The 22,227-nt window shown below is 61.8% G+C and carries 35 protein-coding genes and 1 tRNA gene; 30 read left to right on the top strand and 6 right to left on the bottom strand.

What is annotated here, in order from left to right:
- The first annotated feature begins 29 nt into the window (after positions 1 to 29).
- On the top strand, positions 30 to 2,675 hold the full coding sequence (locus tag Mgrana_RS00575) for an HD domain-containing phosphohydrolase (RefSeq protein WP_119355655.1): 2,646 nt from the start codon (positions 30 to 32) through the stop codon (positions 2,673 to 2,675).
- A gap of 11 nt (positions 2,676 to 2,686) precedes the next feature.
- On the opposite strand, the gene Mgrana_RS00570 is transcribed toward Mgrana_RS00575, so the two are convergent.
- Complete coding sequence (locus Mgrana_RS00570; protein WP_119355690.1) at positions 2,687 to 2,944, bottom strand: DUF433 domain-containing protein; 258 nt, start codon at positions 2,942 to 2,944, stop codon at positions 2,687 to 2,689.
- Between the two features lie 93 nt (positions 2,945 to 3,037).
- The gene (locus Mgrana_RS00565) at positions 3,038 to 4,699 is read right to left on the bottom strand and encodes an acyl-CoA carboxylase subunit beta (RefSeq protein ID WP_119355654.1); all 1,662 of its coding nucleotides are present in this window, start codon (positions 4,697 to 4,699) and stop codon (positions 3,038 to 3,040) included.
- A 140-nt stretch (positions 4,700 to 4,839) separates the two neighbouring features.
- Here Mgrana_RS00565 and Mgrana_RS00560 point away from each other — a divergent pair.
- Positions 4,840 to 4,916, top strand: a tRNA-Ile gene (locus Mgrana_RS00560).
- 134 nt (positions 4,917 to 5,050) lie between these two features.
- Here Mgrana_RS00560 and Mgrana_RS00555 read toward each other — a convergent pair.
- Both Mgrana_RS00555 and Mgrana_RS00550 read right to left on the bottom strand, forming a co-directional pair.
- Positions 5,051 to 6,223 (bottom strand): tyrosine-type recombinase/integrase, encoded by a 1,173-nt coding sequence (locus Mgrana_RS00555; protein ID WP_119355653.1) that lies wholly within the window; start codon positions 6,221 to 6,223, stop codon positions 5,051 to 5,053.
- Positions 6,223 to 6,537: a helix-turn-helix domain-containing protein gene (locus Mgrana_RS00550; protein WP_119355652.1), complete on the bottom strand. Its 315-nt coding sequence runs from the start codon at positions 6,535 to 6,537 to the stop codon at positions 6,223 to 6,225. The genes Mgrana_RS00555 and Mgrana_RS00550 overlap by 1 nt, the downstream gene beginning before the upstream one ends.
- Before the next feature lie 216 nt (positions 6,538 to 6,753).
- Here Mgrana_RS00550 and Mgrana_RS00545 point away from each other — a divergent pair, with 216 nt between their 5' ends.
- The 20 genes from Mgrana_RS00545 to Mgrana_RS00455 all read left to right on the top strand — a co-directional run bounded on the left by Mgrana_RS00545 (position 6,754) and on the right by Mgrana_RS00455 (position 15,194).
- On the top strand, positions 6,754 to 6,978 hold the full coding sequence (locus Mgrana_RS00545) for a helix-turn-helix domain-containing protein (protein ID WP_170146366.1): 225 nt from the start codon (positions 6,754 to 6,756) through the stop codon (positions 6,976 to 6,978).
- A 136-nt stretch (positions 6,979 to 7,114) separates the two neighbouring features.
- Positions 7,115 to 7,375, top strand: coding sequence for a hypothetical protein (locus Mgrana_RS16665; RefSeq protein WP_147021213.1), 261 nt, complete (start codon positions 7,115 to 7,117; stop codon positions 7,373 to 7,375).
- Positions 7,376 to 7,518: 143 nt separating this feature from the next.
- Positions 7,519 to 7,812 carry a hypothetical protein gene (locus Mgrana_RS00540; RefSeq protein ID WP_119355650.1) on the top strand — a complete coding sequence of 98 codons (294 nt, stop codon included), beginning with the start codon at positions 7,519 to 7,521 and terminating at the stop codon, positions 7,810 to 7,812.
- Complete coding sequence (locus Mgrana_RS00535) at positions 7,809 to 8,114, top strand: hypothetical protein (protein ID WP_119355649.1); 306 nt, start codon at positions 7,809 to 7,811, stop codon at positions 8,112 to 8,114. Before Mgrana_RS00540 ends, Mgrana_RS00535 begins: the two co-directional genes overlap by 4 nt.
- An 8-nt stretch (positions 8,115 to 8,122) precedes the next feature.
- The gene (locus Mgrana_RS00530; protein WP_119355648.1) at positions 8,123 to 8,776 is read left to right on the top strand and encodes a hypothetical protein; all 654 of its coding nucleotides are present in this window, start codon (positions 8,123 to 8,125) and stop codon (positions 8,774 to 8,776) included.
- Complete coding sequence (bet, locus tag Mgrana_RS00525; protein ID WP_119355647.1) at positions 8,722 to 9,513, top strand: phage recombination protein Bet; 792 nt, start codon at positions 8,722 to 8,724, stop codon at positions 9,511 to 9,513. Before Mgrana_RS00530 ends, bet begins: the two co-directional genes overlap by 55 nt.
- A gap of 8 nt (positions 9,514 to 9,521) precedes the next feature.
- On the top strand, positions 9,522 to 9,785 hold the full coding sequence (locus Mgrana_RS00520) for a hypothetical protein (protein WP_119355646.1): 264 nt from the start codon (positions 9,522 to 9,524) through the stop codon (positions 9,783 to 9,785).
- A complete protein-coding gene (locus tag Mgrana_RS00515) occupies positions 9,782 to 10,081 on the top strand; it encodes a helix-turn-helix domain-containing protein (protein ID WP_119355645.1) in 300 nt (99 codons plus the stop codon). The genes Mgrana_RS00520 and Mgrana_RS00515 overlap by 4 nt, the downstream gene beginning before the upstream one ends.
- A gap of 67 nt (positions 10,082 to 10,148) precedes the next feature.
- Positions 10,149 to 10,994 carry a helix-turn-helix domain-containing protein gene (locus tag Mgrana_RS00510; protein ID WP_170146365.1) on the top strand — a complete coding sequence of 282 codons (846 nt, stop codon included), beginning with the start codon at positions 10,149 to 10,151 and terminating at the stop codon, positions 10,992 to 10,994.
- Positions 10,991 to 11,359 carry a hypothetical protein gene (locus tag Mgrana_RS00505; protein ID WP_119355643.1) on the top strand — a complete coding sequence of 123 codons (369 nt, stop codon included), beginning with the start codon at positions 10,991 to 10,993 and terminating at the stop codon, positions 11,357 to 11,359. Before Mgrana_RS00510 ends, Mgrana_RS00505 begins: the two co-directional genes overlap by 4 nt.
- Before the next feature lie 3 nt (positions 11,360 to 11,362).
- On the top strand, positions 11,363 to 11,599 hold the full coding sequence (locus tag Mgrana_RS00500) for a hypothetical protein (protein ID WP_119355642.1): 237 nt from the start codon (positions 11,363 to 11,365) through the stop codon (positions 11,597 to 11,599).
- A gap of 8 nt (positions 11,600 to 11,607) precedes the next feature.
- Complete coding sequence (locus Mgrana_RS00495) at positions 11,608 to 11,943, top strand: VRR-NUC domain-containing protein (protein ID WP_119355641.1); 336 nt, start codon at positions 11,608 to 11,610, stop codon at positions 11,941 to 11,943.
- Position 11,944: 1 nt separating this feature from the next.
- Positions 11,945 to 12,223: a hypothetical protein gene (locus Mgrana_RS00490; RefSeq protein ID WP_119355640.1), complete on the top strand. Its 279-nt coding sequence runs from the start codon at positions 11,945 to 11,947 to the stop codon at positions 12,221 to 12,223.
- A gap of 3 nt (positions 12,224 to 12,226) precedes the next feature.
- Positions 12,227 to 12,859 carry a hypothetical protein gene (locus Mgrana_RS00485; RefSeq protein ID WP_119355639.1) on the top strand — a complete coding sequence of 211 codons (633 nt, stop codon included), beginning with the start codon at positions 12,227 to 12,229 and terminating at the stop codon, positions 12,857 to 12,859.
- Positions 12,817 to 13,053, top strand: coding sequence for a hypothetical protein (locus Mgrana_RS00480; protein WP_147021214.1), 237 nt, complete (start codon positions 12,817 to 12,819; stop codon positions 13,051 to 13,053). Before Mgrana_RS00485 ends, Mgrana_RS00480 begins: the two co-directional genes overlap by 43 nt.
- The gene (locus Mgrana_RS00475) at positions 13,050 to 13,268 is read left to right on the top strand and encodes a hypothetical protein (protein WP_119355637.1); all 219 of its coding nucleotides are present in this window, start codon (positions 13,050 to 13,052) and stop codon (positions 13,266 to 13,268) included. The genes Mgrana_RS00480 and Mgrana_RS00475 overlap by 4 nt, the downstream gene beginning before the upstream one ends.
- A 40-nt stretch (positions 13,269 to 13,308) precedes the next feature.
- Entirely contained in the window at positions 13,309 to 14,193 is an 885-nt protein-coding gene (locus Mgrana_RS00470; RefSeq protein ID WP_119355636.1) for a DNA adenine methylase, read from the top strand.
- A gap of 2 nt (positions 14,194 to 14,195) precedes the next feature.
- Positions 14,196 to 14,378, top strand: coding sequence for a hypothetical protein (locus Mgrana_RS00465; protein ID WP_119355635.1), 183 nt, complete (start codon positions 14,196 to 14,198; stop codon positions 14,376 to 14,378).
- Positions 14,375 to 14,617 carry a hypothetical protein gene (locus Mgrana_RS00460; RefSeq protein ID WP_119355634.1) on the top strand — a complete coding sequence of 81 codons (243 nt, stop codon included), beginning with the start codon at positions 14,375 to 14,377 and terminating at the stop codon, positions 14,615 to 14,617. Before Mgrana_RS00465 ends, Mgrana_RS00460 begins: the two co-directional genes overlap by 4 nt.
- A gap of 112 nt (positions 14,618 to 14,729) precedes the next feature.
- A complete protein-coding gene (locus Mgrana_RS00455; RefSeq protein WP_119355633.1) occupies positions 14,730 to 15,194 on the top strand; it encodes a terminase small subunit in 465 nt (154 codons plus the stop codon).
- On the opposite strand, the gene Mgrana_RS16760 is transcribed toward Mgrana_RS00455, so the two are convergent.
- A complete protein-coding gene (locus Mgrana_RS16760; RefSeq protein WP_147021215.1) occupies positions 15,195 to 15,671 on the bottom strand; it encodes a type II toxin-antitoxin system HicB family antitoxin in 477 nt (158 codons plus the stop codon).
- A gap of 34 nt (positions 15,672 to 15,705) precedes the next feature.
- The gene (locus Mgrana_RS00445) at positions 15,706 to 15,894 is read right to left on the bottom strand and encodes a type II toxin-antitoxin system HicA family toxin (protein ID WP_119355632.1); all 189 of its coding nucleotides are present in this window, start codon (positions 15,892 to 15,894) and stop codon (positions 15,706 to 15,708) included.
- 46 nt (positions 15,895 to 15,940) lie between these two features.
- On the opposite strand from Mgrana_RS00445, the gene Mgrana_RS00440 reads away from it, so the two are divergent.
- From Mgrana_RS00440 to Mgrana_RS00405, 8 genes are all read left to right on the top strand, one after another.
- Positions 15,941 to 17,239, top strand: coding sequence for a terminase large subunit domain-containing protein (locus Mgrana_RS00440; protein ID WP_170146364.1), 1,299 nt, complete (start codon positions 15,941 to 15,943; stop codon positions 17,237 to 17,239).
- Between the two features lie 107 nt (positions 17,240 to 17,346).
- Positions 17,347 to 18,840 carry a phage portal protein gene (locus tag Mgrana_RS00435; protein WP_119355630.1) on the top strand — a complete coding sequence of 498 codons (1,494 nt, stop codon included), beginning with the start codon at positions 17,347 to 17,349 and terminating at the stop codon, positions 18,838 to 18,840.
- Positions 18,791 to 19,036, top strand: a complete 246-nt coding sequence (locus tag Mgrana_RS00430) for a hypothetical protein (protein WP_119355629.1) — start codon at positions 18,791 to 18,793, stop codon at positions 19,034 to 19,036. Before Mgrana_RS00435 ends, Mgrana_RS00430 begins: the two co-directional genes overlap by 50 nt.
- Positions 19,037 to 19,039: 3 nt before the next feature.
- Positions 19,040 to 19,528, top strand: coding sequence for a hypothetical protein (locus tag Mgrana_RS00425; RefSeq protein ID WP_119355628.1), 489 nt, complete (start codon positions 19,040 to 19,042; stop codon positions 19,526 to 19,528).
- Entirely contained in the window at positions 19,529 to 19,831 is a 303-nt protein-coding gene (locus Mgrana_RS00420) for a DUF7768 domain-containing protein (RefSeq protein ID WP_119355627.1), read from the top strand.
- Complete coding sequence (locus Mgrana_RS00415; protein ID WP_119355626.1) at positions 19,831 to 20,151, top strand: hypothetical protein; 321 nt, start codon at positions 19,831 to 19,833, stop codon at positions 20,149 to 20,151. The genes Mgrana_RS00420 and Mgrana_RS00415 overlap by 1 nt, the downstream gene beginning before the upstream one ends.
- Positions 20,141 to 21,469, top strand: a complete 1,329-nt coding sequence (locus tag Mgrana_RS00410) for a metallophosphoesterase family protein (RefSeq protein WP_119355625.1) — start codon at positions 20,141 to 20,143, stop codon at positions 21,467 to 21,469. The genes Mgrana_RS00415 and Mgrana_RS00410 overlap by 11 nt, the downstream gene beginning before the upstream one ends.
- Before the next feature lie 94 nt (positions 21,470 to 21,563).
- A complete protein-coding gene (locus Mgrana_RS00405; protein ID WP_119355624.1) occupies positions 21,564 to 22,196 on the top strand; it encodes a capsid assembly scaffolding protein Gp46 family protein in 633 nt (210 codons plus the stop codon).
- Positions 22,197 to 22,227 lie beyond the last annotated feature (31 nt).

The raw sequence follows: 22,227 nt of genomic DNA, 5'->3' as shown, positions 1-22,227 counted from the left end.
TCTAATCCCCCTGCGGTAGATTGGTTGAGATGGCAGCAGACAAGCCAGGCATAGCCACCACAGTAGAGGGCACGGAGCGTGCTTCGCGGCTGGGGTTGGCGCGGTCCCGGCTGAGGGAAGCCGAGGCCCTGCTGGCAGAAGAGCCCGCTGAGGCGCTCAATCTGGCCACAGAGGTGCTGGAGAATGCCGCTGCGCTCGGAGAACCTGAGCTGCAAATCCAAGCCCGGCTGGTTCTAGCCCAGGCTCAAGGACGCCTGGGGCGGATGAAAGAGGCTCTGGACCACGCCGGAATCGCGCTGGCCGAGGCCCCAGAAAAGCGCTTGCAACTGGAAAGCTCGAGGCTCTTGGCCTTCCTACAGCGCGAACGGGGCGATCTGGTGCAAGCCGCGAGCCACCTCGAGCAGGCCGCTGGCTTGGCCCGGGAGCTCGAGCTTCCCCAGGTGGAGGCCGATCTGCTCAATCAGCAAGCCGGTTTGCACCACATGCAAGCCCAGTACCCCGAAGCCCTGGATAAGCTGCGGGCAGCCCTGGGGCTGATGCGGCAACTGGGCAACCGGGCCGCCGAGGCCAACTACCTCAACAACCTGGGTACGCTGCATACCGAGCTGGGCGACTACCCTGAGGCATTGCAAAACTTTTTCGCCGCCTACCAGCTCTACCAGGAAGAGGGGCACAGCCCCCGCAACCGGGCGACCAATCTGGCCAGCATCGGCAACCTGTACGGCGAGATGGGGGAGTACGCTCAAGCCCAGGAATACTACGACCGAGCCCTGGGGATCGCCAGGGCCGGGGAAGAGCGCAGCCTCGAGGTACACCTGCTGCACCTCAAGGGGGAGCTGGCCCGGGCCCAAGACAAGTTGGAGGAGGCTCAAGCCCTCTACACCGAGGTGCTCTCCCTGGCCCAGGAGCGGGGCTTGGAGCGGCTGATCGCCTCGGGCATGCTGGGGCTGGCCCAGATCCAGACCACTCGAGGCCATCTCCAAGAAGCCCTGCTCAACCACACCAAGGTGCTGGAACTGGCTCGAGCCAAGGGTTGGCGCCACGCCGAGCTCGAGGCCCTGTTGGGGCTGGCCCATAATCACCTGGCCCTGGAGCATCTGCGCTTGGCTCAAGCCCAGGCAGAAGAAGCCCTGGAGCTGGCCCATCGCTTCGACCGAAAGAAAAACCTCTGCGAAGCCCACCACTTGCTCGCCCAGATCCACCGGGCCGAGGGCCGCTTGGAGCCCGCGCTGGCCCACCTCGAGGCCCACTATCGCCTGGAGCGAGAGCTGTTCAACCGCGAGGGTGAGCGCAAGCGCCGCCTGCTGGCCTCGCAGTTAGAGCTCGAGCGGGCCAGGAACGAGGCCGAGCAGTACCGCCTGCGCACCGAGGTTGAAACCCGAGCCCGCGAGGAGGCCCAGGCCAAGGTGCGCCAGCGCACCGAGGAACTGGAATACGCCCAGCTCGAGATCGTGGCCCGCCTGGCGCTGGCCGCCGAGTACCGCGACGACGTGACTGGGGAACACACCTACCGGGTGGGCCGCAACGCCGCCTTGATCGCCCAGGAGATGGGCTGGCCCCAAGAGCAGATCGAGGTGTTGCGTTCAGCCGCCCGCCTGCACGATGTGGGCAAAATTGGCATCCCCGACAGCATCCTGCTCAAGCGCGACCGATTAACCCTCGAGGAGTTCGAGCAGATGAAAGCCCACACCGTGATTGGGGCTCGCATCCTCTCTGGTGGGCGCAGCCGCTTACTGCGCATGGCGGAAGAGATCGCCCGCAGCCACCACGAGCACTATGACGGCAACGGCTATCCTTTCGGCCTGGTCGGCTCAGATATCCCGCTGTCCGGGCGGATCGTGGCGGCGGCTGATGTGCTGGATGCCCTGACCCACGAGCGCCCTTACAAGCGGGCCTGGTCGGTCGCCGAAGCCCTGGCCGAGATCAGGCGCTTGTCGGGGCGCCACTTCGATCCGCAGGTGGTTGAGGCCTGCATGCGGGCCTTCGGGGAGGGGGAGCTGGACATCGAGGCAAAGATGCAGCGCTTGGATGCCGACCTCTCCATGACCATGCAGATCGAAAAAGCCCAGCTCGGCTGGATTGAAGAGGACGTGGAGGGGCTGCGCCGGGGCTTCGAGCAGATCCTGGCAGACCGTACCCGGGAGCTCGAGGCGGCCCGCCGCGAGGCCCAGATGCTGGCGCGGCGCATGGAGCTGATGGCCCATACCGATGTACTGACCGGGTTGGGCAACCGCCGGGCGTTCGAGAACGACCTCGAGACCGAGGTGGCCCGGGCCCATCGCATCGGTTACCCTCTGAGCGTGCTGGCACTGGACATGGACTACCTCAAGGTGCTCAACGACAGCGAGGGTCACGAGCGCGGGGATGCCCTGCTGCGGACCTTTGCCCAGGTCACGCAGGAACACTTCTTTGCCCTGGGCCGCCTCTACCGTATCGGCGGGGATGAGTACGCTGCGATCCTACCCTACATAGACCCCACCGGTCACCCTGAGGTGCGGGCGCGGCTAGAGGCTGCGCTGGCGCAGGTTCGGGCGCTGGGCTTTCCGGCTGCCAGTGTCAGCGCTGGGCTGGCCGCAATCCCGATGGAGGCCACCTCCGGGGGGGAACTGGTTCGGCTCAGCGACCAGCGAATGTATGCGGATAAACTGGCCCGCCGCAACCCACCCCAGCGCTGAGGCGCAGCCCGCTACTCCTCATCGCTCAGGGCGATCCACTCGTAGTTGGTTGAACGCGCCCCGTACAAGAGCGCGGCTTGGATGTCTTCCCGGCTCAGCTCAGGCCACTGCACCAGGATTTCCTCAAAGGAGAGGTGGCTGGCGACCGCCTCCAGGATCATGTGGACTGCAATCCGGGTTCCCTTGATTTTGGGCCTGCCGCGTAGGACCTCGGGGTTAGAGCTGATGCGGGAAAGGAGTTCTTGGCGAGCCCTCAGATCGAGCTTCATGGAAACCTCCAAAAAGACCATCCTCCTAGGCCGGGGCGGAAGAAGTTGGCTAGGTTCTCAGCATAGCGCATAACCTCGAGCGCAGGGGGCCGTTTAGACCTGAAACACCCCCAAGCCCATGGCCTCACGGGTGGGGTTGAGCGCGCAGGCCTCGAGGCTGCGAATCAAGCGTTCGCGGGTCTGGTGCGGGAAGATCACCTCATCTACCCACAACCGCGCGGCGGCATAGCGGGGGTCTAGCTGCTCATCGTAGCGACCCTTGATGCGCTCATACAGCTCCTTCAGGTCCTGATCGGTGGGAACTTTCCCCTCGCGCTCGAGCTTCCCCACCTCGATCTCCATCAAGGTCTTGGCCGCCGAGGCCCCCCCCATCACCGCGTACTTGGCGCTGGGCCAGGCATAGATGAAGCGGGGTCCATAGGCCTTCCCGGCCATGGCGTAGTTCCCCGCACCAAAACTACCGCCGATGATCAGGGTGATCTTGGGCACGACCGAGTTGCTGACCGCGTTGACCAGCTTGGCCCCCCGGCGGATGATCCCGTGCTGCTCGGATTCCTTTCCCACCATGAACCCGGTCACATCCATCAAGAACACCAGGGGAATGAAGCGCTGGTTGACCTCGAGGATGAAGCGGGCCGCCTTGTCCGCCGCCTCGGCATAGATCACCCCACCGACTTCAATCTTGTCCGGCTTCTTAATCACGCTGCGCTGGTTGGCCACAATGCCGATGGGAAACCCTCCCAGCCGGGCATAGCCACAGACCAGGGTCTGGCCATAGCTCGCCTTGAATTCGGCAAACCTCGAGGCGTCTACCAGTCGGGCAATGACCTCCCGGACCTCATAGGGCCGATTCCCGTCGGGTGAAACCAGGCCATAGAGGTCTTCTTGCGGGTGAATGGGCTCGGCCTCAGGGTGCCGCTCCCGCGCCCAAGGCGCCCATTCCGGTGCGGCGTACATCCCGGCCAGACTGCGAATTCGCTCGAGGGCGGCCTCATCGTTGGGCTCGTAAAAATCCACCGTTCCGGAGACCTCGGCATGCATCCGGGCCCCGCCTAGCTCCTCTGAGCTGACCTCCTGCCCTATCGCTGCTTTGACCAGGGCCGGCCCGGCCAAATACAGCCCTGAGCCTTCGGTCATGATCAGGACGTCGGTCATGAGCGGCAGATAGGCCCCGCCCGCCACACAATTCCCCATGATGGCCGAGATCTGGGGGATCCCCAGCGCGCTCATGCGGGCATTGAGGTAGAAAATTCGCCCAAAATCGTCTTGGTCGGGGAAAACCTCGTCTTGCAGCGGCAGGAAGACCCCGGCTGAGTCCACCAGATAAACCGTAGGGATGCGGTTCTCGAGGGCCAGGGTCTGAGCCCGGATCACCTTCTTGGCCGTGATTGGGAAAAAGGCCCCAGCTTTGACGGTGGCATCGTTGGCCACAATCATCCAGTCGCGCCCAGCAATCTTGCCGATACCGACAACCACCCCCCCACCCGGAGCCCCTCCCCAGTCCTCGTACATCCCCCAGCCCGCATAGGTCAGGAGTTCCTCGAGCTCGGTCCCGGCGTCTACCAGCTTGGCGATGCGCTCTCGAGCGCTTAGGCGGCCCCGGGCATGCTGGCGCTCAATGGCTTTTGAGCCCCCACCCTGGCGGATTTTCTCTAGGGAGCCGTGGAACTCAGCCATGAGCCGCACCCAGGCATCCTTGTTGGCCTTGAAGGTCGGAGCTTCTCGCTCTCCGCGACCAATTGCAGTTTCCAGCATAGGAAAAGTGTACCCCTCTCCAGGGAAGGTTGGCCTCTCTGGTCTCCCCCAAGCCCGGCATAACCCCACGAAATCTCCCCAAAGCGCAGCCAGCTTGACCCCGGCCCCTACCTTCGCTATATTGATAACTCGCTGCATGGGGGCGGTTAGCTCAGCTGGTTAGAGCACACGCCTGATAAGCGTGAGGTCCCGGGTTCGAGTCCCGGATCGCCCACCAGAAAATAAATAGCAGCGGGACAGCGAAATCCCCCACCTTCACCGGTGGGGAATCATCCTTTCCATCAGGGTTTGACGACAGTTTGACGACAGTCGAGGGGAAATGAGAACCCCGGCATCCGCCGGGGTCTGAGGTTAGGCGCTGTGCCGGGGCTGGGGCCTGAGGATGTCCTCGAGGTCCAGGACGTGCCCCTTGCGCTCGTGCTCCAGGACGTGCCGGTAAACGTTCAGGGTAATGGTAATGCTGGCATGGCCCATCCGTTCGGAAACCACCTCCACCGGCAGGCCCCGGCTGAGCATGAGCGAGCCGTAGGTGTGCCGCAAATCATGCACTCGGTAATGCGGAAGAGCCGCCTCGTCGAGGAGTTCCTTGAGATGATGGTTAGGGGTATCCGGGCTGTAGGGCTTGTCCCGGCCCAGCTCAGCAAAAATGTAGGAGCGCTCTACTGCCTCGGCCCAGCCTGGTTCGCCCTGGGCGAAGGCTAACATCTCGGCCTTGCGTTCCCTGAGCCGGGTCAGCAGGCCCGATGGGACGGGCAGCACTCGCTTGGAGCGGCGGGATTTCGTCCCAGTCAAAACCCCGATGCCTCCGACCTTTGTCCAGGCCTTGCTGACATGCAACTCGGCCCTGAGAAAGTCCACATCGGCCCAGGTCAGGGCCAGGGCCTCGGCCTTGCGCAATCCCGTCGCCAGAATGAGCCGGAATAGCAGCCCGATCCGGTGGCGGTCGCAGACCTCGAGCAGCCGCGCTACCTCCTCGGGCTGCATTGAGCGACCCACCGGCTCAGATGGCGGTCGTTTATACGTCACGGCATGGCATGGATTACGGTGGAGCCTCTCGAGCCGCACTGCGTCCTCGAACAGGGCCGATAGTCGCTCGAGCACCTTCTTTACTGTGCGTGGGGCCCTTCCCTGTTCGCTCAAAGCCACGACAACGCCCCGGATATGTTCGGGTTTGACCCGTTGCATGGGCAGGTTCCCCAGCATCGGCATGGCTAGGTTGAGCTCGGTCTGGTAGTTACGGAGGGTATTGGCGGCCCGGCCCTCGGTGCGCCGAGCGGCCATCCACGCCTCGGCCCACTCCCCTACTGTGACCCGCTCCGGAGTGACCAGCACCCCGCGCAACTGGTCATGTTTTTTGGCAGTGAGCTTGGCCCGGGCTTCCTCTGCGGTTTTCCCATAGACCGTCAGCCGACGCAGACGGCCATCTTCTCCCCGGTAGGACAGCTTGCCCTCCCATCGCCCATCGGATCGCCGGGAGACCGTCCCGGCCCCGTTCTCATTGCGCCCACGACGCTTGCGCGGCATTATCCACCAGCGGCTTTATGAGTGCCCGGTCGCGCTCGAGGGCCACAGGGGGGGCATACATCATCGGCATTGGGCAGCTCCAGGCCGGTGGCCTCGAGGAACTCGTGTAGTGTCCAATCGAGAGCGGCAATGTAGGGGAATAGCCGCGTAACAGCCATCTGGAGCGGGTGGTAGCGGCCAGCTTCGATGTGGGCCACGTAGGACTGGCTCATGCCAGTCCGATCCTGCATCTGCGCCTGCGTCAGACCCAGCATCTTCCGGCGCTGAAACAGCACCTCGCCCCACGGCTCTCGCACCACCCAGTTTTTTGCCATATCTACCCCCGCAATGTTGAACGCTCTAATATCAGAACGCTCATATATTGTTCAAAATAACACGGACACATGTGCAGCGCAAGCCGAAACACATTGCTGTTGACATATTGAGTATACAGATATTACTATACTCATAACCGGGTGATACTCGGAGGAACCTTGAAAACCAGGTGACGGAATTGCTAGCGGCCCATGCCGGACGCTGGAGGCGTCTCTATGAATCTGGAAGAACTACACGCCCACATGGAGCGCGTCGGTGTAGGCCGACGGCTCCTCTACACCCCAGAGCAGGTGCGGCTTGCTCTCGAGATTGGTACCAACGCAATCTACGAGCTTCTTCACAGCGGTAGGCTCCGGGCGCTGCGGAACGGCCATAAGTGGTTGATACCGGCCAGTTCTATCGTCGAGTACATCAACGCGTCCCTCGAGGGGGCAGCCTAGGCCCTCTGTGGGCTTTTTTTGACCGGGAGGTTGAGTATACACATGGCGAAGAATCGGTTTGGCTTTATTCAAATGGAGGTGTGTTGTGCCTAGATCAGCCCGTTCATCCCCGCGTGTGTGGGAAATACGGGTGATTATGAACGCAACTGAAAACGCGGGCCCTCCCACCTTTGCTAATTGGCAGGAGTTGGCAAGATACAAGGCCAACCTCCTTCTTGCAGCTCTTAGTTCAGTCAGTAGGCTGAAGCAAAAAGGAGAATACACTCCAGAGTTTATCGAAGCTCTGGAAGCACCGTATCGTCAGCTTTTGGAAGACATTTATGCTCAGGAGTTTCCTATAGCGAAACTGCTTGATGAGTCAAATGTAGTCCTTGAATTGTCGCCGGAGGGTTTATGAGGCTCCTTCAGGACATCGCGCTAGGGGCCGCCATCGGATTCGTGGCGGTGCTGGTGATCAACCTGATTGGGCGGCTGGCGGGGGTGCTGCCATGACCGAGCGGATAAATCAGAAAACTGGATCACCCAAAAAAGGAGGACCCCATGAACCCCCAAGAAGCCTTGCATGAACTGAGCCAGGCCGCCGAAGCCCTGGCTCAGGCCCAGATCGAACGCAACCGGGCCAAAGAGGCCCTCGAGCTCGCCCGCGCCACCGCCCTGCTCTCCGGGGCCCTGAGCGGGAAAAACGCCGAAGAGCGGGAAGCCCAGGCCCGCACCACCCTGGCCCAGGAGTACGAGCGGCTGAACCGGGCCGAGGAAAACCTGATCCTGGCCCGAGCCCGCGCTGAGATCGCCCGGGCCGCCTTGGAAGTTGGTTTACGCAAGGAGCAAATATGAGGCGGCTCCCCTGGGGGGCTCCGGCCCCGGCCCTATCCCCCGAGCAGGTCGAGCGCCTCGAGGCCCGTGACCGGGCTCAGGGCCTCGAGATGGTGCGGGTGCTGGACTCCCTGGCCCTGCGCTCGCGCCTGGCCAGCCGGGTGCAGCAGATCACCGGGTATCTCCCGGTGACCGTGCTGAACCCGAAAGGCGGTTGGTTCGCGGTGGCTCACCGGAACGGGAACGAGGTTTTTGTGCAGGCTACAACCGAACTCGAGGCCCTGTTGGGCCTGGTGCGCGAACTCGAGGGGGTAGGGGTTTGAGCCTTCCAATGCAGCTTCCCCTGTTCGCCTTCACCCAGGGCGAGCTTTTGCCGGTAGGAGCGGTGTTTGTTTCCCTGGCGCATCGGCACTTCGACCTCATCCTGCCAGTATGGACGGTGGTCGAGGTGCGAGCCCAGGCGACCCAAAGCGGTGCCGACGTGGGCTACCTGGCCCAGGCTCTCCCGCTCGGCTGCTACGGCGAGTTGTTGAGCTATCATCCCCACCGCAAAGTCACAGATACCGGCCTACGCTTTCCGCTGCCCCCGGCTGAAGAAATTGACACCTGGTTTCGGGCCGTGGGGCGGGTTAGTTGGCACATTGACGCCTGGAGCCTCACCCGCGATGGCAGTATCGCCACCGTGTACGGGGGTGAGGATGGTGGCGAGGTAGTGAGAGTCCGGGAGGATGGCATCCTGTACGTGCGCTATGCTCCGCTGCCTCAGGAAGCCGACCTGGTGGCAGGCCTCGAGGCGCTCGGCATCCCCTGGCGGCCTGGGGAGGTCAACGTCGCAAATTACTCGGCCCTGCTCGAGTGGAGTTACTCGACGACGGTTGGGTTTAGTTTTCCGAGCTTGGCCATAAACGAGAACGGCATCAGGAGGCAGACATGGCAAACGAACTGGCAGAAAAAGCTGAACTGGGCCGGGCCCAGCTCGAGTTGATCAAACGCACGATTGCCAAGGGGGCCACCGACGACGAGTTCCAACTGTTTGTGGCCCAGTGCAACCGCACTGGGCTTGACCCCTTCAGCCGGCAGATTTACGCCATCAAGCGCTGGGACTCCCGCGAGAAGCGGGAGGTGATGAGCGTGCAGGTCTCGATTGACGGCCTGCGCCTAATCGCCGAGCGTACCGGGAAGTATGCCGGCCAGCTCGGCCCGCTGTGGTGCGGCCCGGATGGGGAGTGGAAGGAGGTTTGGTTGGATGACAAACCCCCGGCGGCGGCCAAGGTTGGGGTGATTCGATCGGATTTTCAGCAACCGTTGTGGGCGGTGGCCCGGTGGTCCAGCTACGCCCAGACCACCAAGGAAGGGCAGGTCACGGCCATGTGGGCCAAGATGCCCGATCTGATGCTGGCCAAGGTGGCCGAGGCCCTGGCCCTGCGCAAGGCATTCCCGTACGAATCCAGTGGGCTCTACACCGCCGAGGAGATGGCCCAGGCCACCCGAGCCGAGGTGGAGGTGGTGGAGCCGGAGGAGGCCAAGCCCGACCCGCTCCAGCGCACCCATCAGGTCATCGAGAGGGCATTTGGGGCAGCGGTTAAAGCAGGGCTGGGCGAGGAGGCTGCTGCGATCCTGGCCGAGCACAACTGGAAGCGGGGCGAGAGCACTGACCTCGAGGCAGCTCGGGCGGTGTACGAGGGGCTCAAGGCGCTCGCGCTTGGGTCTGCGGATCAGTAGGGGGAGTTATGCCCAATCAGACACAGAAGACCTGGCGGGCCATCTGCATCAACCCCAAATGCCCTGAGCATGGCTATGTTTGGGATGCCCCGGATTTTTTGAAGGACTGCCCCGATTGCGGTAAGCCGCTGATGGAGGCCACCGCCCAGTTTCAGCGCTTGGCGCGAAATCTGGAGCGTTCGAGCGAGTTGTGGGAAGGGCTTTTGCTGGTTCTGATGCTGGGGCTGGCCTTTGCTTTTATGGCCGTTGTCATTCTGGGAGGTAAGCCGTGAGGGCAGGTGAGATCGTCAAAAAGGAACTAAAAGCAACAGAGGTTGCCAAGGAAGAGCACGATGAGCTGGCAGCCAAAAACTTCCGCAAACTGCGTGAGCAGTTTGCGTCGCAGGCTGAGTTCGCACGTCTGTCCGGGAGTAACACCTCGACGGTATGGGGTATTGAGTCCGGTCGGTTCGCCCTGGGGCCGAAAACGCTGAGGCGCTTCGCCCCGCTCATTTCCGAGGCCACCGGGATAGACCTAGGTCGGGTCCTCATCCTGCTACTGGGCCTCGACGAGGCCAAGGCGGCGTGAAATGAGCATAGAGGCCCTGAACTGGGCCTACGCACAGGACGTGAGGCCCACTGGATGTAAGTTTGTCTTGGTCACACTAGCCAACTTTGCCGATTTCGATGGTTATACCTACGTTGGGCAGGCGCGATTGGCTCAGGCCACAGGCCAGGATGAGCGCAGCGTCCGCAGCCACCTGAGCTCTCTCGAGGAGCGCGGATTTATCCGCCGCCAGGCTCGCCACCGGGCCAACGGCAGCCGCCAGACCGATGGAATCTGGCTCCTCATGAGTGCGCACCCTGCGGCTGATGCCGGCAGCCAACCGGAAACCGTTTCCGGTGGAGGGCAGGGCCAACCGGAAAACATTTCCGGGGGTAGCGGAAATAGTTTCCGGGGGGTAGCGGAAAAATTTTCCTCCCTTGAACCATCAGTATTAACCCAAGCTATTAACCAGAGTGGTGTGTTAAGTACTCACCATGTTATTAGCGCGAAATCTGAAACACCCACACCGCCTGAGCCGAAAGACCTAACGACCTACCAGGATCCTCTTCAAGAGCGCAAGGCCGCTTTTCGTGAGGCTGTGGCGCTCGAGGCCAACCTATACGCCGAGGTTGGCCCGGCACTCACCGCAAAGCTGAAGGAAATTCAACAGGTCTCGCGGCGCTACGGAAAAGGATGGCAGGGCTGGCTCAGAGAGCACGTCCGGCCCCGGCTCGAGGCTATGCCTAGCCAGAATAGGCGGGCAGCGCTCGAGGCGGCGGTAAAGGCGTTTTACGCAGCCTCGAATCCCGAGCGCTATGGCCTCACTGATTTCGTGAAAGCCCTGGATGCGTTCTCGAGTCAACCCCAGCCCCAGAGCGGTTCAAACATTGCGCCCCGCGCCAGCTTCGAGGAGATTATCGGCGACATCCTAGCCGCTACAAAGGAGGCATCGTGAAGGATGCGCAGGTTTTTAGTTTCGGCAAGTGCCACTTTTGTGGACACGCGCTGGAGCGCACCACCCCAGCTGGTCATACGTACCGCGCCCCGGTGGATGACTGCTGTGCAGCCCGGACGCTGTATCTGCTTGGAAGCCTGATGCAGTACACCGCTAATTCTGTCAGCGCTGGGAAGCCGCACGACCCACTCGAGGAGGAGATCGTGCGATTGAATGGCTTGCTCCGGCGACAAATCCAAGCCAACCCTGACGTACTCGAAACGGCGAGGCGAGCGGTCGTCGAGCACAACAAGCAAGGGGGTCAATGGTTCGACATGGGGCAGGTGATAGGCCAGATACGGAAGGCGACGCCACAGGGGAGATAGCGGATGAAGGGAGAGCAAACGGTGGGTCTTAGCATAGCCGCTGCCGTAGAAGCCCTCGAGCCGGACGCACCCATAGAGCAGCTCAAGTCCCAGATGAATGCCCTTTATCTCGCCTGTAAATGCGAGGGTGGGCGACTGGGCGAGTTGCTGGCGCTGGAGCTTGGGTTTAGCGCATCTGTCAACCGGGGAAATGCGGAGGGGGTGCGCAGGAAGGCGCGGTTTTTGAAGCAGGGACCGTAGAGGTACGCATGGGGCAGAGATTGAGGGAGGAGGAGATACAGCGACAGATCGTGACCTATTTGCAGGTCATGGGTTGGTACGTCGAGATCACCGACGCCGGAGCCGGGCGAAGGGGCGGCGGGCGGTGGGGCACCCTGAGCCTGGGTTATCCCGACCTGACCGCCTTCAAAAACGGGCGGGTACTGCTCATCGAATGCAAAAGCCCGGAGGGAAAGCTCTCCTCACACCAGGTCGCCAAACACGCCGAGATTCGGGCGTGCGGCACATCGGTTTATGTCTGTAGAAGCCTCGACGAGGCCATAGTCGCTGAGCGAGAAGCCTACTACGGCGGGAAGAAGGACTGAGATGTTGAAACCCTATCCCACCTACTTGGAAACCACTGAGCCATGGCAGCTGCTGAGGCAGGCTGAGACCATTGCTGACGCAGCTGCTGAATCGAATCTGGTGGGCGGCCTGGCCCTCGAGCTGGTCAACGAGGCCCTGGATGCCGTCAAAACCGCACTCGAATATGGCTCAATGGGCACGGCAAAAGTTCGCCTCAACTACGTCCGCGCACGGCTGAGCCAGAAGCTGCCGGACGGTTTGAAGGCGGCCCTAGACGATCTCTCGAGGGGACTGCTGTGACCGATGGAGCTTGAAAATCTCAACATCCCAGAGCTGGAGATTCCCCGATCCAAGGATGAGCTCTGGAATGGTGACGCCTACTACCGAGCCCTGCGCGAACCTAAATACAAGCGACTGAGGATTGGCAGCTTTACCCCGCTCAACCCACGCGGCTCGAGTGGCAACCTACGGGCCTTGACGCGGGTGCAGGAGCATCCAGACTTTGGCCGCATAGACGCTCTAGTGCGCCTAGACGACGTAGACCTCGAGGCCCTGGCCGAGCGCTACAGTCTCACGGTTTCTGACCTACTGGCCTACTACGCCCTGATCCGGGGTGGCCCGTTGCCCCCTACGGTGGGCGAGTGGGCCAAGGGCCACACCGTCGTGTTGTCTGATTACCTGATCCTCCCAGATGACTATGTGAAGCCCCACCTGCTCAGGCATGAATTGAGCGAGGCGGCGCCAATATGGGTGGACATGGCCCTGTCGCGGGTGCGGCTAGCGCCTGCGCGAGGGCCCTCTTCACTCCCCCGGAGCTTGCTCCGGTTGGTGGACAACAAACTGCAACTCGTTAGCCCCCGCCGTCGCTCCAAGCTCTACCTCGAGGCATGCCTATGGCTGAAGCGGTACATCACCGCAAGAAAGGTGAAATCATGAACGTGAACATCAAGCCCCGAGCTCAAGCTCAAGACACGCCGGGGATGGAAGTGGGCCGCCTCAGAGTGCTTGAGTACCTGCGCCTTGAACGCGATTTCGCCCAAATGGTTTACGAGCATAGCGGGCAATCGCGCTGGGCTGAGCGGCACGATGCAATCAAGGCCGAACTGGATGAAATTTTGGTGCAGCAATGACCACGAAAGAGGTTACCCACACCTACGTCTTTCCAAACGGTGCAGCGGTGGAAATCTCCGGTGTGCCCACTCTGTGGGATCCACAGGACGATACCCTTTTCTTCGCACCGGAGGTGGCGGATCACCTTTCTGATCTGATAGACCAGGCTGCCGAGATGAAACCAGCCCCAGGCGAAACCATGCGCCTGGAGTACCGAGGAGGGTGCTCGACTTGATTTCGCTTGAGCGTACAAAAGGCAAGGAGGAGATAGGGAGATGACCACAACCCTAGCTGAGGAGCCGCTCTCGAGAGAACCAGCCCGCCCTCCCCTGCGCTATTTCGGCAGCAAGTGGCAGATTGCCCCGTTCGTGCTCCAACACTTTCCTCCCCACGAGAGCTATGTGGAGCCGTTCGGGGGCGGGGCCAGCATCCTGCTGCGCAAACCCCGGAGCAAGCTGGAGACCTACAACGACCGGGATGGTGGGGTGGTGAATTTCTTCCGGGTGTTGCGGGAGCGGCCTGGGGAGTTGATCCGGGCCCTCGAGCTCACCCCCTGGGCGAGGGCGGAGTATGAACGCTCCACCGAGCCCGCCGAGGACCCCCTGGAGGCTGCCCGGCGGTTTTTTGTGCTGTCCTGGATGGGGATTGGCATGAACGCGGTGGACCGCCAGCGCAGCTTCCGCTATGTGGCCAAAGCCAGTGGAATCTGGCGGCCCCCAGCCCGCTTGTGGGACCTGAGTCACCTGTGGGCGGTGGCCGAGCGGATGCTGGGGGTGCAGATCATGCAGGATGACGCGTTTGAGATGATTTCCCGTTTCGATGACCCTGAGGCATTAATCTATTGCGACCCCCCGTACTTGCTCGAGACCCGGCGCAAAAAATCAGCCAGCTACCGGCATGAACTGAGCGAGGCCGATCATCTCCGGCTGGCCGAGCAACTCCGGGGGCTAGCGGCCCATGCCCTGATCTCGGGGTATCCCTCAGAGCTCTACGCCGACCTCTACGAGGCCCACGGGTGGGTGCGGGTGGAGACCCAGACCTACACCAACAACTCGCGGCAATCGGCCCGCACCGAGGCCCTGTGGCTCAGCCCCCGGAGCTGGAGGGCCCTGCGGGGGCTTCAGCCGGGCCTGTTCGCCGCAGGCGCTCTAAAGGAGTAGACATGCAAACCGAGTTTGAGAAAATGACCCCAACAGCCCGTGCCCACATCATCCAAACCCTCCGCCAGATCGGAGCTGAGAGCTTGGCAGAGCAGGCGGCAGCATTGAATACAGCAGCAAATCAGCTCGAGAGGGACAACGCTGATCTGTTGGCGGGCGACATCAACCGGGAGGAAGCGATATGAGCCCACAAGCCGCCCTTCAAACCCTGGCCCGTCATGCCTCAGCCGGCTGCCCTGGTTCCGAGGTTATGGACATTGACCGTGCCGAACAAACCCTGAGCTCCCTCCTGCGACGCGTAGCCCACCTCGAGGCGGCTTTACAAAGTGCCGAGGCCCGGGCCGAGCGCTACCGCCTCGAGGCTGACCTGCTGCGTGAGGCCGCAATCCGGGCACGGGCCGCCCTGGCCCACGTTACCCACTAGACATCTCCGGCTGATGGCTTTATCTTGAGTATACACAAGTTGGTGCAGTGTCTAAACTTTCAACCCCTGGAGTTTGAGGCTCCAGGGGCGTAGTCGTTATGAGGATGAATACATGCCCCGCCATAAGGCCCAGGCCAACGACCCAGACGGCTTGACCCCACAGCAACGGGTGTTTGTAGAGAACTACCTGAGCACCTTCAATGCCTCGGAAGCGTATCGGAAAGCGGGATATAAGGGAGCGAAGGGGCGAGATGCCCGAGCGTTCGCCTCCGAAATCTTGGCAAATCCCAACGTCCAGAACGCCATTCGTGCGAAAATGCAGGCCTACGCCCTGGCCTATGGGGCCGAACGGGAGCGCCTCATCCACCGCATGCTCGAGTTTGCCTTCGGCAGCCCCGAGTATTACCGGAAGTGGGGCGTGAAGGGTCCACTGTATGTCCTGAGAGCAGCGGAGCTACTGGGCCGCTGGATGGGCATGGAGCAGCCCCAGCCACAAGCCGAGGGAGAGAAAACCCTCGAGGCCCTGGTGGAGAGCATCCGCAATCTCCGTCAGGAGCAGCAGCGCCTCGAGCCATAGCTAGGCTGAGTGCCTACGCCGACGCAGCTTCACCTCGACCTCGTATCCCAGAGCCTCGGCAGCCCGGCGCAAGGTATCCAGGCTATGCCGACCGTAATGGGGGTCTACCAACCGGGCCACCGCGCTCTGAGTGGTGCCCATTTGCTGGGCTAACATAGCCTGAGTGACACCGGCTGCCTTCATAACTCGCTGGATCTCGAGGCTCACCGGGTCAGGGCTTTTTGGACGCACCCACTCCACCCGGTCATCCTCCTCCAGGCGCTCCCCCTGGGCCTCGAGGAACCGCTTCAGCTCCTCGCGGGTCCGGAGCTTGGGCGAGGGTGCCATCTCGCCCTCGAGGTGCATAGCCAGCGCCTCTGAAAGTCGCCGAAGCGTTTGCTCTACGGTGCGCCCGGTCGCCGCAACTCCGGGAATCTCCGGCACATAGGCCGAGTAGTTTCGTTCGCCGCGCTCGATCACTGCCAAAAAATCGTGCATAGGTTGCCTCCTGTGAAGGTCGGGTGGGCTGGGCTCATTTGAGCCCAGCTTGCTTGAGGATGCTTTTGAGCGTCTTGGGTGCCAGTTCGTCGCCAGGGTTGCCACTCACCGTGACCTTGCCGGGTTTGCTGGGGTGCTTGAACTGCCGGTGATTGGTGCCCTTACGAGGTTCCATCACCCATCCATCGGCCTCGATTAGCTTGATTACCTCCCGTACCTTCATGGTTACAGTATATCGCAAATATGCGATAATGTCAACCATTCACACTATGTTCTCGATCATCCCCGGCGCACCAGCCAACTCAGTGCGCGACGCTACCGCCCGTCTCAACATCTGGCATGGCCCAGTGCGATCCAGCAAAACCATTCACTCCCTCATTGCATGGATCGAGTTCACCCAGACTGCACCGACAAATGGCCTGCTAATGATGATTGGGCGAACCGAGGAGGTGCTCGAGCGCAACGTCCTGCTCCCCCTGGCCGAGATGCTGAAAGATCAGTTCTGGTACTCGCGGGGCCAACACCGCGCCCGCATTGGGCGTCGCACCCTTCACCTTTTGGGTGAAGCCGATGCGCGGGCTGAGGAGAAGGTGCGGGGCGGAACCTGGGCCGGGTTCTACCGCGATGAGATGAGCCTGGGCAGCCCTGAGTTCCATCGCCAGTGCATGGCCCGCCTTTCGGTAGCCGGGGCTCGAGGCTTTGGCACCACCAACCCCGGCCCGCCCTACCACTGGCTCAAAACCGAGTGGATTGACCGAGCGCACGAGCTGGACGTGCGAGCCTTCCACTGGCCCATAGAGGTCAATGTCCACCTGCCCCCGGCCTATATCGAGAACCTCAAGCGCGAATATGGCCCCGGCACGCTGTGGTACAAGCGCTTCATCCAGGGCCTATGGGTACAGGCCGAGGGCGCGGTATTCGACTTCTTCGACGAGGCTATACACACCCTCGAGCCACCCGACCCTGCGGAGTTTGAGGAGTTCTGGGTCTCGGCGGACTATGGCACCGGTAACCCCACCGTCTTCATTCTGGTGGGTGTGCGGCGGCCAGCACCCAGCGAGCCCATGGCCGTGGCCCTGGCGGAGTATTACCACAGTGGCCGGGAGTCGGGGAGCCGGACTGACCTCGAGTACGCCACCGACCTGACCGCCTGGCTCGAGGGTTTAGGGGCTGTGGGGCTGCCCCAGCAACCCTCCGGTGGTGTTGTCACTACCCCCAGGCTCGCCGGGAGGCCCGTGCGTGGGATCATCCTCGACCCCAGCGCTGCGAGCTTCAAAACACAGCTACGACGCCTGGGCTGGTCGGTGCGTCCAGCGGACAACGAGGTGCTCGCGGGCATTCGCACCCATGCCCGAATGCTCAAAGCTGGGGAGTTTGCGGTCTCGAGGGCCTGCACGCGCCTAATCCGTAGCTACGGAGGCTACCTGTGGGACGCCCAGGCCCAGGAGCGCGGTGAGGATAAGCCGCTGAAACAGAACGACCACGAGCAGGACGCCATCCGCTATGCCCTCCATACCTTATTCGCCCGTGTACGGCCTCAGGTGGCGAACAAGCCTCGAGGTTGGTAGACATTATGAGTAAACACAATATTCTTGTACTCCGGTCTAGCAAAACGTGTGGTTTTCGGCTATCCGAACCCAAATAAGGTGCTCATCAAGCCCTCAGGAGAGCGAGCATGAATGAATATCTGACCGATCTGAGCTTTCTGGAAAAGGGCCAGCCCTGGCCCCCGCCCTCTGAGGGAGAGCGGTTGGACACCTACGCAGCCAACCGCTTGCTTTGGCAGGGACGACATCAGGACGTATTCCGTGATTGGGCCAGATTGCTGCGAGAGGATTTAGGCACCGAACTGCTGTTAATCCTGAACTGGCACCGACGCCTCTCCAAGCTCTGGGCCGATTTGCTCCTAGGTGACCCGCCTACCCTCAGTGTCACTGGGGGTGATGAGGAAGGGCAAGCGTGGCTCCAAGATTTTCTGAGGCGGAGCCGCCTGGTCAGCACGGCCTACGAGGTCGCTCTCGACATCAGCCGCTACGGAGACGGGTTATTCAAGGCCGCGCTGGTGGGCGGCGAGGCCAAAATTTATGCCCAACCCCCACAGTATTGGTTTCCCGTAGTCTCCCCCACCAATATCCGTAAGGTACTGGCCCATGTGATCGCGTGGCAGGGGGTGGGTAGGCCACGCGGCTATGTCAACCCTCAGCCCCTGCTCTGGGCCGAAATCCATCAACCTGGTCTGTACGAGCGGCGTGTATACCTGCTCCGACCCACCGGAGATGAGGCCAGGCGGAAATATGTGATCGCGGATTGGCTGGTAGATCACCCGGACACAGCATTCCCACAGGAAACTGGCGTAGAGGAGCCATTGATCGTCCAAGCGGTAGGTGTACGCGCCTCAGACGAGCTGTATGGGGCAGACGACTACTCCGACCTCGAGACGCTCATTCAGGAGATGGAGATTCGGTTGGGCCAGGTCTCGCGCATCCTGGACAAGCACGCAGACCCGGGCATGTACGGCCCCGAGCTGGCCCTCGAGCGCGACCCATACACGGGCATCGAGCACTTCCGGGGAGGCGGTAAATACATTCCGGTGGGCGAGGGTGAGAGCCCACCGGGGTACATGATCTGGAATGGGAACCTCGAGGGGGCATTCCGAGAAATTGAGGAGCTGAAGGACCAGCTCTATCTCATTTCCGAAACCAGCCCGGCAGTGTTTGGCCTGATGAAGCAGGGCCTGGCAGAGAGCGGCTCGGCCCTGCGGCGGCTCCTGTTTGCCCCACTCAAAAAGGTCAACCGGCTGCGGATGCACTTTGACCCGGCCCTCCGGGAGATCGTCCTCATCGCCAACCGCCTCGAGGCCCTCCACAGTGACGCACCCACCCTCGAGGGCCTCAACATCATCTGGCGCGATGGGTTGCCGGTAGACGACGGTGAGGAAAGCCAGGTTCTGCTCAACCTGCGCAATGCCGGAGTCATCAGTCGGCACGAGGCGATACGTGAACGCACCGGCTGGAACAACGCCGATGTCGAGGCTGAAGTAAACCGAATCGAGGCGGAGAATGCAACTGGAGCAGCAAACAATTCCACCGACACCAACCCACAAACCAACCAAACATCGGATGGAGGAGCTTCCGGCCCGCTGGAATCGGGTACAACCTCTGCCACCTAAGGGCTCGAGGGCGGTCAACGGAGAGCTATACATCAAGCGGGTCGAGGGGCGCTGGTTTTTGCTCCGCTTCTATGGGCAGACCGCCATAGTCACAGACACCGGTGGCACAGTGCGCACCTTTCGCCTCGAGGCCCTCGAGCGCGGCCTGCGCAACTGGGCTGAGGCAAACGGGGATGATGCCGGGGTTGGGGGTTAGGGCATGAGCGAGATTTATACCGACCAAGACGGGCAGATTCTGAAGAAGAATCTCGAGCCCGAGTACGAGATCACTGCCGAGGGGCTGAAAGTGGTCACAGAACGCGAGGCTGCGGATGAAGCCCCGTTTGCCGGGATGTTTCAGGATGGCCAGTTGACTCGGTTTGGCCCAGGCGAGGTGGTGGTGCTACCGTTCGACCTCCAGTTGCCCGCCGGACTGAGCGAAGAGACCTATCGGCAGGTTGAGAAGGCTATGTCCTACGCAGAGGAATACCTCCGCCTCTTCGCCTCCAAGCAGGAAGCATACGGACGGGGCAACATTGCCGGGTTCGGAGAACTGGGCGTGCTGGTGCGCCTCAACGACAAGCTCGAGCGGCTCAAGAACCTGGTGTATTTGCAGCGCAGCACCGACCTAGAGAGCGTCCGGGACACCTGGCTCGATGTGCTCGGGTATGGGTTGATCGGTCTCATGGTGCATGACGGGGCGTGGTAGATGAAGCGAGTTTTCATCTGCTCCCCATATAGCGGGGATGTCAAGCACAACGTGCAAGCAGCCCAAGGCTACTGCCTCGAGGCATTGATTGAGGGGTGTGCCCCTTTCGCCTCGCATCTCCTCTATCCGCAGATGCTCAACGATGCCAACCCAGTAGAGCGGGAATGGGGCATCCAGGCCGGTCTGGAGTTTCTACTCACCTGCTCTGAGGTATGGGTGTATGGCCAACCCACCGAAGGCATGAAGCGAGAAATCGCATTTGCTGAGGCCGCTGGCATACCGGTCATAGAGAGGCAGCCCTGATGCACTTCCCAGCAACCCTAGAAATTCTCGGCAAGACGTGGACAGTTGAAATCCTGCCAGAAAGTCGCCTGAATGCCCGACGCGAGGTGGGCGAGATCGTCTATACCCACACGAGCATTGCTGTCGAAGACGGGCAATCCGAGGAGCAGGCCATAGACACCTTGCTGCACGAAGCCATCCACGCCATTGACTACACTATGGCAATCGGGCTCGAGGAGCGGCAGGTTCACGCTCTCTCGAGCGGGCTCTACGCCCTGCTCAAGCAAAACCCAGCCCTCCTGGCCCTGTTCAACCGACCTGAGGACGAGCATGGCGGCTAAGACCGTATGCACCGAGGAGCAGGCCCTGGCCGCCGCCGCCGAACTAGCCAGAGCGGGCCGTAAGGTCACTCCGGCGAGCGTCCGAAACAAGTTGGGTCACGGCGGTGAGGTTCGCTACAGGCTGATTCTCGAAGCGAACGGTTGGCGGCGCGGCCCCGATGGGTATACACACCCTGACCACAAGGCTGCTGAGGCCCAGGGGGAGCCCGACTTTGAGCGCGACCGGGCTGAGCAGCAGCGCCTCGAGATGGAGCGCCTCAGAGCCCGCGTCAAGACCCTCGAGCGCGAGTACGAGAGGGCCCTGCAAGAAGTGAACCTCATAGATCGGCTGATAGACCGGGTGATGGAAGCCGCGCCACTGAGCTACCAGCCGTTAGGCCGATACGTGGCCCCGCTCCGAAACCCCAAAACGCCGGTTAGCAAGCTCCTGATGCTGAGCGATACCCACGTGGGGAAGGTGGTTGAACCCGACCAGACGCTAGGCTATGGAGGCTATAACACCGAAATCTTTGTAGACCGGCTAGCCGCTCTCGAGGACGCAGTGCTCTCCATCCTCGAGGGGCATACTGCCAACCCGGTTGAGCAACTGGTTGTAGTGATGCTGGGGGACATGCTGGACGGTGCCCTGAGTCACGCCAACGAAGCCGATCAGACCCTAACCCTGTTCGATCAGTGGTTTACCGCCTCGCACGCCCTGGCGCAGTTCCTGCGCAACCTGGCGGCCCATGTGCCGGTGATGGACGTATACACCGCTGTGGGTAACCATACCCGCTGGCAAAACCAGCGCAAGATGCCGTCAGTGAACCGCTACTCCAACCTTGATCACTTCCTGTACCACCATATCGCGGCCCTGACTCGAGATGTCAGAAATATCTGCTGGCACTTGGACAAGCAGCCATTCGCAGTGTTTGCAGTACAGGGGTGGACGTTCATGGCGGGTCATGGTGAGCACCTGCGGGGCGGGGATCGGGCTCTGGGTATCCCCGCCCATGCGGTTAACCGCCACGTGAACACCCAGACCCAACTGGCACTGAAGGCAGGTAGGCCAGTACCGGCATATCACCTATTCGGGGATAAGCATAAGTCGGTCAACCTGCCCCACGCGCTGGGAGAGGTGGTGTTCAACGGATCATTTGTGGGCGTTGACAACTACGCCCTGGCCTCCGGGTTCACCCCGGTGCCCCCTACCCAAGAGTTATTCGAGGTGCATCCCAGATACGGCAGGACCGGTATCTATCCGCTCAAGCTCCAGCACGCCACGCTGGGAGGCGGAAACCGTTACCTCGAGGCCCTGGCAACGGTGCGAAGTAGGAACTGAGCCCGACCCAGGATCGGGCTTTTGTTTGGCCCCAACCGTTATGGCCTAAAACTGGCGAGGCGAGCCGGACGCGGCGCTAAACACGGGAGTGAACATGAGTCTATTCGGGGATTATAAACAGGCCCTCGAGCCCCTGATGGCCGAGAACGACGGCGCAAACAGCGGCGGGAGCCAGGGCGGAGGCAACGCGGGCGACAGCGGCAATAATGCGCAGGAGGGGGGGGACGAGGGCGATGAACCCAAGCTGACCCTAACCCAGGCCGAGCTAGACAAGCTCATCGCTAAACGCTTAGAGCGCGACCGCAAAGCCCGCGAGGCCGAACAGCGCAAGGAGCAGACCAAGGCCCAACTCTCGGAGGAGCAGCGCAAAATTGCTGAGGCTGCCGAGAAAGAGGCCCGTGCCGCCGAGCGTGAAAAGGCCGCCGCACAACGTGAACTCAAGGCGGAGGCCCGTGCCCAGGCACTAGAGCTTGGGATACGGCGTGACCGGCTGGATGCAGCGCTGCGGCTGGCCGACCTCGACGACGCCCTCGAGGATGGCACCGTGAACGAGAAGGCCGTTAGAAAAGCCCTCGAGAAGGTGCTCAAGGACTATCCCGAATGGTCAGACGGCGGCGCGGAGGCCCAGGCCCGCAACATCGGCGGGGGTTCCAACCCTGGCGGCTCCAGCGCCAAATCCACGCTCGACATGAACGCAGCTATTCGGCGCAAGGCCGGGCGGTTCTAGCTCGAGTAGGCCCTCTCATCCATTTTTGACA

The sequence above is a fragment of the Meiothermus granaticius NBRC 107808 genome (genome assembly GCF_003574355.1).
GTDB lineage: Bacteria > Deinococcota > Deinococci > Deinococcales > Thermaceae > Meiothermus > Meiothermus granaticius.
The sequence above is the reverse complement of the archived record's forward strand: the minus strand, read 5'-3'. Positions and strand labels throughout refer to the sequence as shown.